At 69.7% G+C, this 13,232-nt stretch carries 13 protein-coding genes; 6 read left to right on the top strand and 7 right to left on the bottom strand.

The annotated features are described in order from the left end of the window. Nucleotides 1–446: 446 nt before the first annotated feature. A complete protein-coding gene (locus QFZ64_RS00905; protein WP_307061242.1) occupies nucleotides 447–761 on the bottom strand; it encodes a putative quinol monooxygenase in 315 nt (104 codons plus the stop codon). 2 nt (nucleotides 762–763) lie between these two features. Next, entirely contained in the window at nucleotides 764–1,618 is an 855-nt protein-coding gene (locus QFZ64_RS00910) for an alpha/beta fold hydrolase (RefSeq protein WP_307061243.1), read from the bottom strand. Nucleotides 1,619–1,774: 156 nt separating this feature from the next. On the opposite strand from QFZ64_RS00910, the gene QFZ64_RS00915 reads away from it, so the two are divergent. Further along, a complete protein-coding gene (locus tag QFZ64_RS00915) occupies nucleotides 1,775–2,230 on the top strand; it encodes a helix-turn-helix domain-containing protein (protein ID WP_307061245.1) in 456 nt (151 codons plus the stop codon). Between the two features lie 78 nt (nucleotides 2,231–2,308). On the opposite strand, the gene QFZ64_RS00920 is transcribed toward QFZ64_RS00915, so the two are convergent. From QFZ64_RS00920 to QFZ64_RS00935, 4 genes are all read right to left on the bottom strand, one after another. Next, the gene (locus tag QFZ64_RS00920) at nucleotides 2,309–3,097 is read right to left on the bottom strand and encodes an enoyl-CoA hydratase/isomerase family protein (protein WP_307061247.1); all 789 of its coding nucleotides are present in this window, start codon (nucleotides 3,095–3,097) and stop codon (nucleotides 2,309–2,311) included. A gap of 78 nt (nucleotides 3,098–3,175) precedes the next feature. Then, nucleotides 3,176–4,066 (bottom strand): alpha/beta hydrolase, encoded by an 891-nt coding sequence (locus QFZ64_RS00925; protein WP_307061250.1) that lies wholly within the window; start codon nucleotides 4,064–4,066, stop codon nucleotides 3,176–3,178. Between the two features lie 25 nt (nucleotides 4,067–4,091). Further along, entirely contained in the window at nucleotides 4,092–5,228 is a 1,137-nt protein-coding gene (locus QFZ64_RS00930; RefSeq protein ID WP_307061253.1) for an alpha/beta fold hydrolase, read from the bottom strand. Nucleotides 5,229–5,314: 86 nt separating this feature from the next. Further along, nucleotides 5,315–6,043 carry a flavin reductase family protein gene (locus QFZ64_RS00935; protein WP_307061255.1) on the bottom strand — a complete coding sequence of 243 codons (729 nt, stop codon included), beginning with the start codon at nucleotides 6,041–6,043 and terminating at the stop codon, nucleotides 5,315–5,317. A 419-nt stretch (nucleotides 6,044–6,462) separates the two neighbouring features. Between QFZ64_RS00935 and QFZ64_RS00940 the strand changes: the two genes are divergently transcribed. From QFZ64_RS00940 to QFZ64_RS00955, 4 genes are all read left to right on the top strand, one after another. Next, complete coding sequence (locus QFZ64_RS00940) at nucleotides 6,463–7,092, top strand: TetR/AcrR family transcriptional regulator (RefSeq protein WP_307061739.1); 630 nt, start codon at nucleotides 6,463–6,465, stop codon at nucleotides 7,090–7,092. A 94-nt stretch (nucleotides 7,093–7,186) separates the two neighbouring features. Further along, entirely contained in the window at nucleotides 7,187–8,191 is a 1,005-nt protein-coding gene (locus tag QFZ64_RS00945; RefSeq protein WP_307061256.1) for an NAD(P)-dependent alcohol dehydrogenase, read from the top strand. 239 nt (nucleotides 8,192–8,430) lie between these two features. After that, nucleotides 8,431–9,000 carry a TetR/AcrR family transcriptional regulator gene (locus tag QFZ64_RS00950; protein WP_307061258.1) on the top strand — a complete coding sequence of 190 codons (570 nt, stop codon included), beginning with the start codon at nucleotides 8,431–8,433 and terminating at the stop codon, nucleotides 8,998–9,000. A gap of 172 nt (nucleotides 9,001–9,172) precedes the next feature. Then, the gene (locus QFZ64_RS00955) at nucleotides 9,173–10,372 is read left to right on the top strand and encodes an MFS transporter (RefSeq protein WP_307061260.1); all 1,200 of its coding nucleotides are present in this window, start codon (nucleotides 9,173–9,175) and stop codon (nucleotides 10,370–10,372) included. Nucleotides 10,373–10,693: 321 nt separating this feature from the next. Here QFZ64_RS00955 and QFZ64_RS00960 read toward each other — a convergent pair whose 3' ends face one another. Next, nucleotides 10,694–11,542: an MBL fold metallo-hydrolase gene (locus QFZ64_RS00960; protein ID WP_307061262.1), complete on the bottom strand. Its 849-nt coding sequence runs from the start codon at nucleotides 11,540–11,542 to the stop codon at nucleotides 10,694–10,696. 323 nt (nucleotides 11,543–11,865) lie between these two features. On the opposite strand from QFZ64_RS00960, the gene QFZ64_RS00965 reads away from it, so the two are divergent. Continuing rightward, the gene (locus QFZ64_RS00965) at nucleotides 11,866–12,471 is read left to right on the top strand and encodes a CGNR zinc finger domain-containing protein (protein ID WP_307061264.1); all 606 of its coding nucleotides are present in this window, start codon (nucleotides 11,866–11,868) and stop codon (nucleotides 12,469–12,471) included. Nucleotides 12,472–13,232 lie beyond the last annotated feature (761 nt).

Below are 13,232 nucleotides of genomic sequence, written 5' to 3' on the forward strand. Positions count from 1 at the left end.
GCTGTGCTGTGATGGCGGTAGGCCGGCGTGGCGGCCTTGCAACGGACGGCGACGGCCGGGCGCCTGCGCTCTGATCGCCGGCTCAGGCGCCCGGCCGTCTGCTCGAGTCAGGCGCCGACGGCAAGGAGAAGGCGTGCGTAGCGGTCTGTCGCCTGTCGGTGGCCGCAGACCGCTAGGGTCCGTCTCTCCATTCCCGTCGTCCGCCCGGAGGGCGGGCCGGGCGGCGTCACGGGGGTCCCCCTGCTCGAGCGAAGCCGAGAGCTCGGGGGAGCGTGCATGGCGTCGCCCGGCAGACGGGAATGGAGAGACAGGCCCTAAGGGCTGTCCATGTCCCGGAGGAAGCCGTGTGACAGTGCGGCCTGACGGACAGCCGCAGGCCGGTGGGCCGAATAGCCAATCCGCCCGTCGTTCCGCCCGGCCGATCCGGCCGTTGCCCGATCGATCCTCTACTCGGTCACCTGGCCGGGGAGCTTGGCGGCGAGCAGGTTCACCGGAGTGATCGTGGGGAAGGTGCTGAACAACTCGTCGGCACGGGCCTCGATCTGCTCACGCACCTTGCCCTGCAGGTGCGCCTCGCGGTCCTCCTCGGTCTGGAAGGCGTCGAAGATCCGGAAGGAGCTGGGGCCGAGCCGGAAGGAGAACCAGGCCAGGGTGCCTGGCTCCGCGTCGACCAGTGCCTTGGCGTCGACGAGGAACTGGGCCACGTCGTCCTCCTTGCCCGGCTTGGCCTCGAACTCCACGAAGAATCCGTATGAGGGCATGGTCACTTCTCCTGTCGGTTGAGGAAGTCCAGCACCACACCGCCGAACTCGTCGGGGTACTGGAAGAGGAAGGCATGGCCGGCACCGCTGTAGAACACCGTCCTGGCGGTCGGCAGCTTCTGGGCCATGGCGAAGGAGTTGCCGGAGTCGACCATGACGTCATGCGAGCCGTTGGCCACCAGGACCGGCAGCTTCAGCTCCTCGAGCCGGGACCAGGCCGAGCCCGTACCGCTGCTCCAGCGCTGGATGGCCTGGAGCTGGTGGGTCCACTGCTCGGGCGGGACGTCCGCCTTGGAGTGCTGAAGACGGGTTTCGAGCCGGGCGAGCGACTCCTTGCCGAGCCGCACGCCCTCGTCGGTGAGCCCGAAGAAGAGGTACAGGAACGCCTCCTGGGAGGGGACCGGTGAGGTCATGTACTCCACGACGCGCTGCTCCAGCTCCGGCGTGCCGGGCACGCCGCCCGGACCACTGCCGGCCACGATCAGCTTCCGGACCAGCTCGGGGTGGTCGAGCGTCACGAGCTGCGCCACGAAGCCGCCGACCGACCAGCCGAGCAGGTCGACCTCGTCGAGGCCCAGGGCTGTCAGGAAGTCGAACGCCGACTCCGCCATGCCCTCCATGGTCGTCGGTACCTCGCCGGTGCTCTCGCTGACGCCGGCGTTGTCGAAGATGATGACCCGCCGGTCCTGGGCGAGGACTTCGAGGAAGGCCGGGTCCCAGTGGTCGAGGGTGCCGCGGAAGCGCTGCAACAGGACCAGCGGGGGTACTGGCGCGGCTTTGCCGAAGTCCCGGTAGGCATACCGGGCCAGACGGCCCTCGACGTGAAGGGTGTCCGCGGTGTCGGAGATGTAGGCCATGAAGGCACTCCTAGTGGGTTTTATTTTGCTATCCACTCCAGTTAAGACCGGACTCCCCCTTTCGTCAAGCCGATGACCTGCTGAGTAGCATTTGACTACCCAGTAGGGTGTGGCTACCCTCGTGGCGTGAGAAGAGCCAGGACACCAGACCCCCGTGTGTGTTCCATCGACGCGGCGATGCGCATCCTGGGCGAGAAGTGGGCCCTGCTGGCCTTGCGTGAGATCGTCTTCGGCGTCCGCCGCTTCGACGACATCGTCTTCAACACCGGTGCCGCCCGGAACATCCTCGCCGGCCGGCTCAAGTCGCTCGAGGCTGCCGGGGTCATCACCAGACAGCAGTACGAGACCAGCCCCGCCCGCTACGAGTACGGCCTGTCCGAGGCGGGCGAGCAGTTGATCACGATCCTGCACACCATCCGCGACTGGGGTGACCGGTACGTCCGGACAGACCCGGAGAACATCGTCGCCTTCCGCCACAGCTGCGGTGCCGTACTGCATCCGGAGACCCGCTGCGGCGCGTGTGGTGAGGTTCTGGGCCCCTCGTCCGTCATCACGGCGGACCGCGACGTGCACCAGTCGGATCTCGCCGTGCCGGGTGGGGCACAGGCCTGACAGCCGCCCCGCCTGACGGTCGGCCCCTCGGCGGCGGCACCTGCTGTCCGCCGCCTCATCCTCTCCCGGCGACCGACGTCAGCGCCCGCCGAAGTCCAGCACCGGGCGTGGCTGTCCGGCCTTGAGTGCGTTCACGGCCGATGCCAGACCGGCCTGGGCGTCCTCGGTCTCGAACAGGGGCAGGGCGATGTCGAACATCGCCTCGTCGGCCGCAGCGGTTCCGCCCACGCGCCAGGCCCGCAGCAATGCCTTGTGTACGGCGTAGGCCCGGGTGGGGCCGCTGGTGAGCCGGTGCGCGAACGCCTTCGCCTCCTTTTCCAGCGCGGAGTCTTCAAGGACCCGGTTCACCACACCCGCCTCGGCCATGGCCGTGGCCGAGATCTGCTCCGACGTCAGGGCCCACTCGGAGGCGCGGGCCTGCCCCGCGCGCTGGGCGGCCCGGTAGATGCCGCCGAGCAGGGTGACGAGACCGAGCGACTGCTCGGGGTGGCCGAACCGCGCGCTCTGGGCGGCGAAGATGACGTCGGCGCGCAGCGCGAGTTCGAAACCGCCTCCGGCGCACAGGCCCTGCACGGCGGCGACGACCGGGATGGGCAGCCGTTCGAACTCGTTGAAGACGTTCATGTACCGCTCGAACAGCGTGCGCAGCTCGCGTACGTTCATGTCGGGCCAGTCCATGATGTCGCCGCCGAAGCTGAAGTCCGGCCCGTCGGCGCGCAGGAGGAGGGCTCGGGCGTCACTGGACGCTATGGCGGCCAGCGCTTCGGCGAGTTCCTCCACAAGGGGCTTGTCCAGGCGGTTCTGGGGCGGGTTTCGCAGCACCACGGTCGCCAGACGGTCGTCGATCGTGTATGTGAGACGGGGCATGAGGTCCTTCCAGGGGAATGAGCCGGCTGTCGGCGGCCGGGCGTGCGAGGGGATGAAGAAGCGGAACCGGCCGGCGTGTCAGCCCAGGTGGAGGGTGAACCAGTCGCGGGCGGCGGCGCTCGTCGTGGGGAATTCGGAGAGGTAGGACGCGAAGTGGCCCCCGTCGACGAGCTGCAGTCGCTTGGGTTCGAGGGCGCGCTCGTAGGCGGAGAGCATCAGATCCGTGAGGGTGATCGGGTCGTTCTTCGCGACGATCAGCAGCAGGGGTGTCGGCGAGATCCGGGAGATCCACGACCCGGGCTCGTACATGCGGGCTGCCATATTGGACCGGAGAGTGATCTTGTTCTCCCAGCCGTCTGGGGCGGTGCTCAGGTAGAAGTCGACGGCATCGGGAGCCCGGTAGGAGGCCGGCACCGACTGATCGGAGCTGACGACCGCCTGGGTGCGGGGCTCCTCGCCGCGGAACTGCGCGCGTTCGTCGGCGGAGAAGACCTCGTTCAGCTGGGCGACGGCGTCCGGAGCCACCCGGCGCAGCCCCTGCTCGTATCCGCTGATGGTGGGCACCTGAGCGACCACGCAGCGCAGCCGCCGGTCGGTGGCGCCCAGAACCAGTGCGTGGCCGCCGGAGTAGCTGGTCCCCCACACGCCGATGCGCTGCGCATCGACCTCCGGTCGGCTCTCCAGGTAGGAGACGGCCCGGCGCCAGTCCTTGATCTGCTGCCAGGGGTCGATGTCGTGGCGCGGTGTGCCGTCGCTGGCGCCGAAGTTGCGGTGGTCGTGGACCAGGACGGCGAACCCGGCCTGTGCGAACACCTCGGCGAACTGCGCCAGACGCTGTTCTTTGACCCCGGCGAAGCCGTGCGCCATCGTGATCGCCGGATGGGGGCCTGGTCCGCCGGGCAGGTAGAACCATCCGCGCAGGGTCAGTCCCGGCTCGGCCTCGAATTCCACGTCTTCGCGTGTGGCCATGGCGTATTTTCCGTTCCGAGAATCGTCAGTGGGCGTGGTGGAAGTGGCCGGGGTCGACGGTTGCGGCGAGGCGCTCGCCGAGCTCGGCGGAGAATCTCAAAGCCGCCTCCAGGGGCCGGTGGTGGATGGCCACATGGCTGATGCGGTCCTCGTCGTCCTTGGTGAGGACCGTGACGCCGAAGATCTCGTGGCCGCCGAAGGCGGTCGCCTCCCACTCCAGGTAGGTGCGCGGCCCGGCAGTGGTCTCCCGGATGAACTGAAGGGACTCGTAGATCCGGCTCGCCGCGCTCATCGTGGCCTTGACCTGGTCGCGTCCTTGGACGGGGATGGCCAGCACGCTCGCCTCCAGGACGATGTCCTCGGCGAACGCGGCGGCGAACGCGGTGTCGGCCTTGCCTGCGAAGGCGTTCCGCCAGCCCCGGCCGGGCGCCTGCGGCGTGCTGCCGGCCGCCGTGGGAAGACCGGTGACGAATGCCTCGATCCGGGCGGCGACCTCCGCGGGTGCCTCCACATGGGCCCAGTGGCCCGCGCCCTGGACGGCGAAGAACTCCGGTGCCCTGAAGCGGGGCAGCACGTGGGCCTTCACCAGTTCGTCGGTGACGAAGCCGTCGGCGGCGCCGCGGCCCACCAGGACGGGTCCCTGGTACTCGCTCGGCGTCTGCCCGCGCGGGTCTCCGTCGTTCCAGCAGTCGACCAGATCACGGACGACGGGTTGCGGGATCCGGGTGCCGGTCACGACCAGCCGGTCGAGTTCCGCCTCCGCCAGAGCGACGGACAGCTGCCGGCGTACCGTGCGCTGGCCGTCGGCGTCGCCGCCCAGCGAGCGGAACTGCTCGGCCGCCTCTGCGGGGAGGCCGACACCGGCCAGCGGCACGGGCGAGAGCAGTACCAGGCCGAGCGCGGGGCAGGAGTGGCCCGCTGCCACCAGTTCGGCGACGAGGGTCCCCATGCTCTGGCCCACGAGGACGAACGGTTTGTCCAGCGCCTCCACGACCGCTCCGACGTCCCGCGAGAAGCGGGTCAGGTCGAACGGCCCGCCGGAGGCGGTGCGGTCCCCGCTGCCGGCGAGATCGAGTTGGACGTACTCGAAGCCGGGTGCGGCCAGCGCGTCGATCACCCCGTCCCAGACGTACTGGTCGTCCAGGAAGCCGTGAACGAACACGAGAGCTGTGTCACCGGTGCCCCGGCGCCTGAAGCGGATGTCGGTGGCCGCCACCCGCTCCGTTCTCGTCAAACCCGCTGTCCGGGTCATGCCTTGGGCCCTTCGGTGAGGGTGGAGCCGGACGCGGACCACGCGTCGGTGTCGATGGGCGACCAGTCGGAGGCGTGTTCGTCGAGGCGGTGCATGCGTGTCTGTGCATGCCTGGCGACGAGGTCGTCGTCGAGTGGTGTGGTGAAGACGGTGTTGACCAGCGTGTACTCCGCCGCCAGGCGGCCGACGGACGGAATGGCGGCCGTGTCGACGCGTCCGCCCGGCAGGTAGAGGTCGTCGCGGATGTAGAAGCGCACCACTTCGCCCCACACCACGTGATCGAGGCTCCCCTCGACGGGCAGGATGCGCCGCAGCCGGCACTCGAAGGCGATGGGCGTGTCCTTCACCCGGCGCGGACGTACCTCCTGCGAGGCCTCGGTCTCCAGCTCCAACGCACTGAACTCGTCGACGTCGCTCTCGAACTCGAAGGCCGAACGGTGCAGATGGCCGGCTAGAGGCAGAGTGGCCGTGTTGACCACGAACTCACCCGTGTCGCGGATGTTGATGAACGTGTCCTTGAGCGTGACGCCGTCCGCCCGGGGCTGCAGGGAGATCGACAGCATGGGCGGCTTGCGGCCCACGGCCGTGAAGAAGGACACCGGTGCGAGGTTTCCCACGCCGTCGGCGGATTCCGTGCTCACCCAGGCGATCGCGCGGGGAATGATCCCCCCGATGAGGAGTTTGTAGGCCGACTTGGCATCCAGATCTGCGGCATCGACGAACATCTGTGCACCTTTCACGCTGATTCCCGCACAGCCCTGACTGGCCCACGGGACCTCCGGGGTGCCCTTTCCTGGTTCGTGTCCTTGGCCTGCGCTGCGGCGCAGCTGCGGCCTGCCGACGCCGTTGCGGGGGAACTGGCGGGGCACTTCGCGCTCACCCACGGAGTGTGAAATAACTGTATGAGCTACGGCTATTTCACGCAAGGTCGGGGGCAGTGTCCGACACGGCACCCGCCCCGGCCCGCGACCTGTGACACCCGCTCGCGGGCTCCTCGTGCGCGGCCCCGCCGGTACGAGGAGCCGCTGGCGGCCGGCGAACCGACGGAGGCCATCGCCGCAGGATCAGAGGCGGTCAACGCCGGGAAAGGGGTGGCACCACGTGCCGGGCATCACGCGCACAGGCGGCCGGACACCGGGAGCAGATCGTCGCCACCGCTTCGAGGATGTTCCGGGAAAGAGGCTTCGAGGTCAGCCTCGCGGAACCGACCGATGCGGTCGGACTGACGACCGGCGCCCTCTACCGGCAGTTCCACTCCAAGGAGGCCCTTCCCGGCGAGGCCACGGAACGCGCCTTCGGGGAACTGCGGGCGCTCCTGGCCGGGTTCGAGGCGGCGGGCGACGATGATCGGACCGCGGCCCGGGAGGCACTGATCGGCTACCACTTCTCGCCCGAGCACCGCGACATCACGGCGACCGGATGCCCCGCTTCCGTCCTGAGCGCGGACGTCTCCCGGCAACCTCCGGACTCCCGGGCCAAGGAGCAGTACATCCGCGGAGTCCGCGAGCCGGCCGGCCGGCTCGGAAACGCGGCACCGGACACAGCGGCGCACCCTCCCGCAGAAGAGGCCGACGACCCGGCAGTGCCCGACGACGCCCTCGCGACGCTCTGCACCATGGTCGGAGCGCTGGTGCTCGCCCGCGCGACGGCGGGTTCATCCCTGTCGGAGCGCCTTCCGGCAACGGCCCGCACCACGGTCTCGGCACCCGGCCGCCGGCAGTCACCCTCCGCAGCACCGGGCCAACTCCCGGGTCCCCCGGCACGTTCAGAATAGATAGTGCATGTAATCTATTTTTGGCCGAGGGGTCGCCGCACCCACACCACGTGGCCGGGCCGGCCCACCCCTCACCACGTGAAGGAGAAGCGACATGAAGGCCGTAATCGTCAGGCATCCCGGTGAAAAGGACGTACTGGAGGTCACCGATCTTCCGGATCCGGGCCGTCCCGGGCCGGGTGAGGTGCGGGTACGCATTCACGCGAGCGCCCTGAACTATCACGACAACATGGTCATGGGCAGCCCCGACACCCCGGTGGGCCATGTGCCGCTCGCGGACGGGGCGGGGGTGGTCGAGGCCGTGGGCGAGTCCGTCACGCACCTGGCCACCGGCGACGCGGTCTTCGCGCGCTTCTTCCCGGGCTGGCTGGCGGGCGGCCCGGTGATCGACCACTTCGGCACCACCCCTGGCATCGGTGTGCCCGGCTACGCACGAGAGGTCGTCGTCGCACCCGCCGTGCAGTTCGAGCGGGCCCCGCGCGGCTACTCCCACCTCGAAGCCGCCACCCTGACCGTGGCCGGGCTCACGGCGTGGGCCGCCCTGCACGACAACGGCGGCGTCAAGTCGGGCGACACGATCGTGCTCCAGGGCACCGGCGGCGTTTCCGTCTTCGCCCTGCAGCTCGCGAAACTCGCCGGCGCCACCACGATCGTCACCTCCTCGTCCGAAGAGAAACTCAAGCGCGCTCGCGCGCTCGGAGCCGACCACGTCATCAACTACCGGTCCCAGCCCGAGTGGGGTGAGCGGGTCCGAGAACTGACGAAGGGCAGCGGCGCGGATCTCGTGCTCGACGTGGGCGGCCCGTCGACCCTGCCCCAGTCCATCCAGGCGGTCCGCGTCGGTGGCCGCATCTCCGTGATCGGCGTACTGACCGGACTGTCCGGGGACATTCCGACCGGAGCCATCAACATGAAGCAGGTCAGGCTGAACGGCGTTCTCGTCGGCAACCACCAGCAGCTGGGCGACCTGGTCCGCGCGATCGAGGGATCCGGCCTGCGTCCCGTGATCGACCGGAAGTTCCCCCTCGAAGAGCTGGGCGAAGCGCTCCGCTACTTCACCTCCGGCGCACATCTGGGCAAGGTCGGCATCGAATTGTGAGAGTCACGGAGCCGCGGACACCGGTGGCCCGCGCTGCCGCCACCCGTCCTGACGGTTTCCCCCGGGGACCGGCCGCTCCGTCGGAGGCAGGGCGCGAGGAGGCGGCCACCGCGCACTCAGGCTCCTGTGTACCGAGGAGCGGGCCGGTGACCGGCGGCGGGAGCATGTGGCGCCCGTCTCGCGCCCACATATTGCACCGATCGGTCTCATTTCCTATTGTTCTCGTCAGGAGGGTTCTCATGGCACGGACCAAAAGCTTCGAACCGGCTTTCGCGCTCCAGCAGGCGCTGTTCGAGTTCTGGCGGGACGGTTACGAGCGCACCTCCACCGACGCCCTGACCGCCGCCATGGGAATCGGCAAGCGCAGCCTGTACGACACCTTCGGCACCAAACACGACCTCTACCTGCGCACGCTGACGACCTACATCGCGCACGCGGAGGAGTCCCACACACAAGCGGTCGAGGCCGCACCGGGCGGAGGACTCGCCGGCGTGCGCGCACTGCTGCGGTCCCGTGTGGCCCTCCCCGGCTGCCCCTCGGGCTGCTTCGCAGTGAACGCCGCGACGGAGCGCCCGGACGACCCGGACGTGCATGCAGCCGTCCATGGGTACTTCACTCGTTCCACCGACCGGATCGCCTGGCTCCTCCGCCAGGAGGACCAGTGGGCGGGTACCCGGAGGGAGCGGCTCGACCGCGCGGCGCAGGCAATCCACAACGGCTGGCTCGGCCTTCGCGTGCAGGCACGGCTGGGATCGCCGGACCCGGAGCTCGACGCGGCCGCAGACGATCTGCTGTCGCCTCTGCGCTGACCCACTCCGCGGCCGCCGCCCACCCCACCCCCCTTGCCCGGCCCCGCCGTTCGCACACCCACTTTCCGCACCGTTCGGTCTCAAATGATCTGTCCCGAGAAAGGCAACTGTCATGTCCTCATCGCCCTCCGCCTCACACGCCCGCACCCGCTCCAGGCACCCTTTGATACCGGTGGCGGCCATCGCCCTGGGCGCCTTCTCCGTGGTCGTCTCGGAGTTCATGCCGGTCGGCGCGCTTCCCCAGATCAGCGACGGAATGGGCATCAGCGAAGGCACCGCGGGCATGATGGTGACCCTGCCCGCTCTCTCCGGCGCCGTCGCCGCACCGGCCGCGACCGTCCTCATGCGGCGTCTCGACCGGCGGCTCGCCATCATCGGGCTCACCGTACTGATCGCCGTATCGTGCGTCCTGTCCGCCGCGGCAACCGGCTTCACGATGATGCTCGTGTCCCGGCTGATCCTCGGCATCAGCATCGGCGGGGTCTGGGCCACTTCCGTCTCCGCGGCGGCCCGGCTCGTTCCCGCACGGATCGTGCACACCGCGTCGTCGGTCGTCTTCGGTGCCATCGCGGTGGGGTCCGTGGTCAGCGTGCCGAGCAGCAGTCTCATCGCCACCCACGCCAGCTGGCGGATCACGTTCGTCGCGGCCGCGGCGGTCGCGGTCATCGCCGCCCTCGTCCAGGCGCTGGCGGTCCCGAAGATACCGGCCGCGGACCGGGTGACGACGGCCGACTTCCGTCCACTCCTGCGGTCGGTGCCCGCGAACGTCATCCTCGCCGTCGTCTTCCTCGTCGTGTTCGCCCAGTTCAGTGCCTACACCTTCGTCGTGTCCTACCTGCATGACGTCACAGGCCTCGCCGCCGGGCCGGCCAGCGGCCTGCTGCTGGGGTACGGCGTTCTGACGATCGTCGGCAACTTCGGCGGTGGCGCGCTCCTGGGGCGCAGCATCCGCCGCACCGTGATCGCCACCCTCGTCCTCGGCGTCGGCGGTCTCCTGGCGCTGAGCGCGGGCGGAACGGTGACGGCGCTCGTCTGCACGGGGCTTGCCCTGTGGGGGCTGGCCTGGGGCAACGCACCCGTGGCCCTGCAGCACTGGCTCCACACCTACGGGCAGGACAAGTTCTCTGCCGAGTCCGTCAACGCGACCTTCACGACCGTGGTGCAGGTGGCTGTCGCGAGCGGCTCGCTGCTGAGCGGCGTCGCCGTCAACACCTCCGGCGTCCGCAGCTCGGCCGTGCTCGGAACCGTCGCGAGCACGATCGCCTGCGTCCTCGCTCTCGGATTCATGGCCCTGTCCGCGCGTCGTGCGACGGCGCAGGAAGCGGTCGTCGCGGTCAGCCATGAAGAGGTCCGGGCTGCCGCCCAGGACTGACGCGTGCCGCGGGCCGGCGCCGCTCTCTGCCCCGGTCGGCGTCCGGCACTGGCCCGGCTGTCAGTCCCGGCACCACGACATGGCCGGAGCGCACCGCCCGGCGGATCGCTCCGGCCACGCTGTCGCGCGCGGCCCCTCACGGCATCGCCTGCCTCGGCTCCGGCCGCTCGTGCCTCGCCGCGGTGCGGCGCTTGCACCGTCCGCCGGTATGCACGGCGCGGACGCGACGAAGGCCCGGCCCGCGGTGGGCCGGGCTCTTCAGCGCCCCGTCAGCACTGCCGGCGGAGTTCGCGGCGCTCAGTCCTCGCGCGCATGTACCGCTCACCCGAGAGCGAACCGCGCCGACCCCCACAACGCTCCGCGGTTGATCCGGCCCGGGTGGATCTTGAGCATCGCCTCGTAGAGCTCCAGGACGGACTCCGCGTCCTGCTCCAGGCCCGCGAAGTCGTGGATGTAGGCCCGCGTTTCCTCGATGGCGGCCGCCGTGTCCGGCGCCTGGGGGTCCTTGTGGCCGGCCACGACCAGCCGCGGGTCAAGGGCCTCGATACGGTCGAGCGCCGCGAGCCATTCGCGCCTGCCCTCCTGGGCGGACTCGGCGAGGTACAGGTGGACGTTGTTGTACACGGCGTCCCCGGCCACCACCAGTTGCAGGGAGGGTATGTGCAGACACGTGGTGTCGTCGGTGTCCGTGTGCCCGAGCGGGACGGCTTCGAGCCGGTGTCCCTCGAGCTCGATGAATGGCTCGTCCATGGGCTGGGCCAGCACGAGGTTCTCGGGGATCTGGCCGGGGAATCGGGCGTTCCAGAAGGACTTCACGAAGTCGGGGTTCGCTTGCGTCCGCATGCGTCCGACCACATGCGGCAGGGCCAGTGCACGGGCCTTCGGGAACTTCTGGAGGATCTTCGCGAGTCCGAACCAGTGGTCGCCGTGTGCGTGAGTGATGTACACCGCCGTGAGCCGCTTGCCCCGGGCCGCCACCCACTCGCTCAGCGCGTCGGCCTGGGCGATCGTCATGAGCGGGTCGACGAGCACGGCGTCCCGTTCTCCCTGGATGAGGGTCGAGGAGATCGGCGACCACATCCGGCGGTCCAGGTCGGGCGGCAGATCCGTGACCGTCGTGGGGATCCCCGGGGCGACGAAGACCTCGTACGTCAGTTGGCCGTGCGGCATGGGAGCTCCCTTGTTCGGTCGGAGGCGGGGAAGGCGGCCGGGCAGCAAAGAGCGCCAGACGATCGAGCAAGAGCGTTATAGTCAAACTGCTTTTGCTTATTACTTTGTACTTGTGCGCACGTCTTCACGCAAGGCCGGCCACCACCGCCGCCCCACCAGGGCCCCGGCGCGGACCGCCGGACGAAGCCGGAGCCCCCGCCGCCGCACCCCGTCCCGAACGCCACCGCAGCCCTCGCAATCCCCGAAGGGCAAGTGAGGTAATTTGTGAGAGAGCTACGCCTATTTCCGCCTCACGTTCAGCCGCTGCTGGAGTCGTATTCCTCATGACATGGGCCGCCACCGACCGGTACGACATCGAGCCCGCCCCCGACGGGCTCGCCCTGGTCCAGGACCTGCTCAACACCTTGTCGGCCGACAAACCCCGGAAGGCAGATCTCCTGCTGGACCGCGAGGACGCCCAGGCCTGGCTGGACACGGTCTGGCGCGACCGTAACCCGATGCGGGACCAGTCGCCGATCCAGCTCGACAGCGACGATGTACAGCGCCTGCACACCTTCCGCGACGGGCTGCGCGACTGGCTCACCAAGGCCGGGGAAAAGCCGGCCGGCGAGCACAGCCCGCTCCCGCAGGTTCCGTTCGACGCGGCCCTCCGGCTCGACCCTGACGGCACCGTCCAGGTGGAGCCGGCCGGCAGCGGCTGGCAGGTGGTGGTCTCACTGGTCCTGATCGAGATGCTCCATGCCCAGCGGGCCGGCACCTGGCGGCGGCTGAAGGTCTGCCGCAGCGAGCGGTGCCGAGTGACGTTCTTCGATCGGTCACGAAACAACAGCGGTGTCTGGCACGACGTACGCAAGTGCGGTCACCCCGCGAATCTTCGCGCCTACCGCGCCCGCCGGCGCACCCCTGAGCAGCCGGGCCTCCGGCACTGAGGCGGGTCCCGCCGCTGTCGCAGAAGTCGATTCGCGCACGGGCCGCCGAGAGCGGCCGTACAGCGGGACCCACGGCCCGGCTCGCGACGGCTCAGAGCGGAGCGTTGTCCTGGCCGGGCTGGAGCAAACTGCCGAAGACCATGCGGAAGAACGTGCTGAACGCCTCGTCCGGGGCGACCACACCGCGCGGCGACGAGAGCGCCCTCCCAGGCACACGGGATGAAGAGAGCGGCCGACTCGGGATCGAGCCCCGCACGCACCGCTCCGCTGCGCACCGCTTCGGCAAGGACCTCGGTCGGCGCCGCCCGCCATCGCCCCCAGGCAGTGTTCAACTCCACCGCGCGGCACCTTACTGTGGTCTGCCATCTCGCTCCCGAAGCCGCCGGAGAGGCAACCACGGGTGATGTGATGCTCCACCTGTTCGTCACGCAGAAACTCGAAGTACCGAGGCAGCCGCCCCAGGGGCGCCACGCCGGATCGCTCAGCTCCACCAGCCGGCGCGTCTGGCCGTACTGCCGCAGCACGATGGCCGCCGGCTCCTCCTTGCTCGCGAAGTGGTTGCGGCAAGAGCCTCTGGGGGCCACCGGCGGCGACAGCGATGTCATTGACGCCGGTCGCGTGGTAGCCCTTGGCATGGAACCGGTCCACCGAGGCGGTCACGATGACCGTGCGCTGGCTGTGACCGGCCAATTCCCATCTCCTCGTGCCTGAGACGCGCACAGCCCCTCTCGCCGGATTTGCGGCCTGTTGCACGCGACCGA

This window comes from Streptomyces sp. B3I8, from assembly GCF_030816915.1.
Lineage (GTDB): Bacteria > Actinomycetota > Actinomycetes > Streptomycetales > Streptomycetaceae > Streptomyces.

What these genes read in the sequence shown, in the direction of transcription:
- QFZ64_RS00905 (WP_307061242.1), bottom strand. Translation starts at nt 761, where the DNA reads ATGCCCTCATACGGATTCTTCGTGGAGTTCGAGGCCAAGCCGGGCAAG.
- QFZ64_RS00910 (WP_307061243.1), bottom strand. Translation starts at nt 1,618, where the DNA reads ATGGCCTACATCTCCGACACCGCGGACACCCTTCACGTCGAGGGCCGT.
- QFZ64_RS00920 (WP_307061247.1), bottom strand. Translation starts at nt 3,097, where the DNA reads ATGCCCCGTCTCACATACACGATCGACGACCGTCTGGCGACCGTGGTG.
- QFZ64_RS00925 (WP_307061250.1), bottom strand. Translation starts at nt 4,066, where the DNA reads ATGGCCACACGCGAAGACGTGGAATTCGAGGCCGAGCCGGGACTGACC.
- QFZ64_RS00935 (WP_307061255.1), bottom strand. Translation starts at nt 6,043, where the DNA reads ATGTTCGTCGATGCCGCAGATCTGGATGCCAAGTCGGCCTACAAACTC.
- QFZ64_RS00945 (WP_307061256.1), top strand. Translation starts at nt 7,187, where the DNA reads ATGAAGGCCGTAATCGTCAGGCATCCCGGTGAAAAGGACGTACTGGAG.
- QFZ64_RS00950 (WP_307061258.1), top strand. Translation starts at nt 8,431, where the DNA reads ATGGCACGGACCAAAAGCTTCGAACCGGCTTTCGCGCTCCAGCAGGCG.
- QFZ64_RS00960 (WP_307061262.1), bottom strand. Translation starts at nt 11,542, where the DNA reads ATGCCGCACGGCCAACTGACGTACGAGGTCTTCGTCGCCCCGGGGATC.
- QFZ64_RS00965 (WP_307061264.1), top strand. Translation starts at nt 11,866, where the DNA reads ATGACATGGGCCGCCACCGACCGGTACGACATCGAGCCCGCCCCCGAC.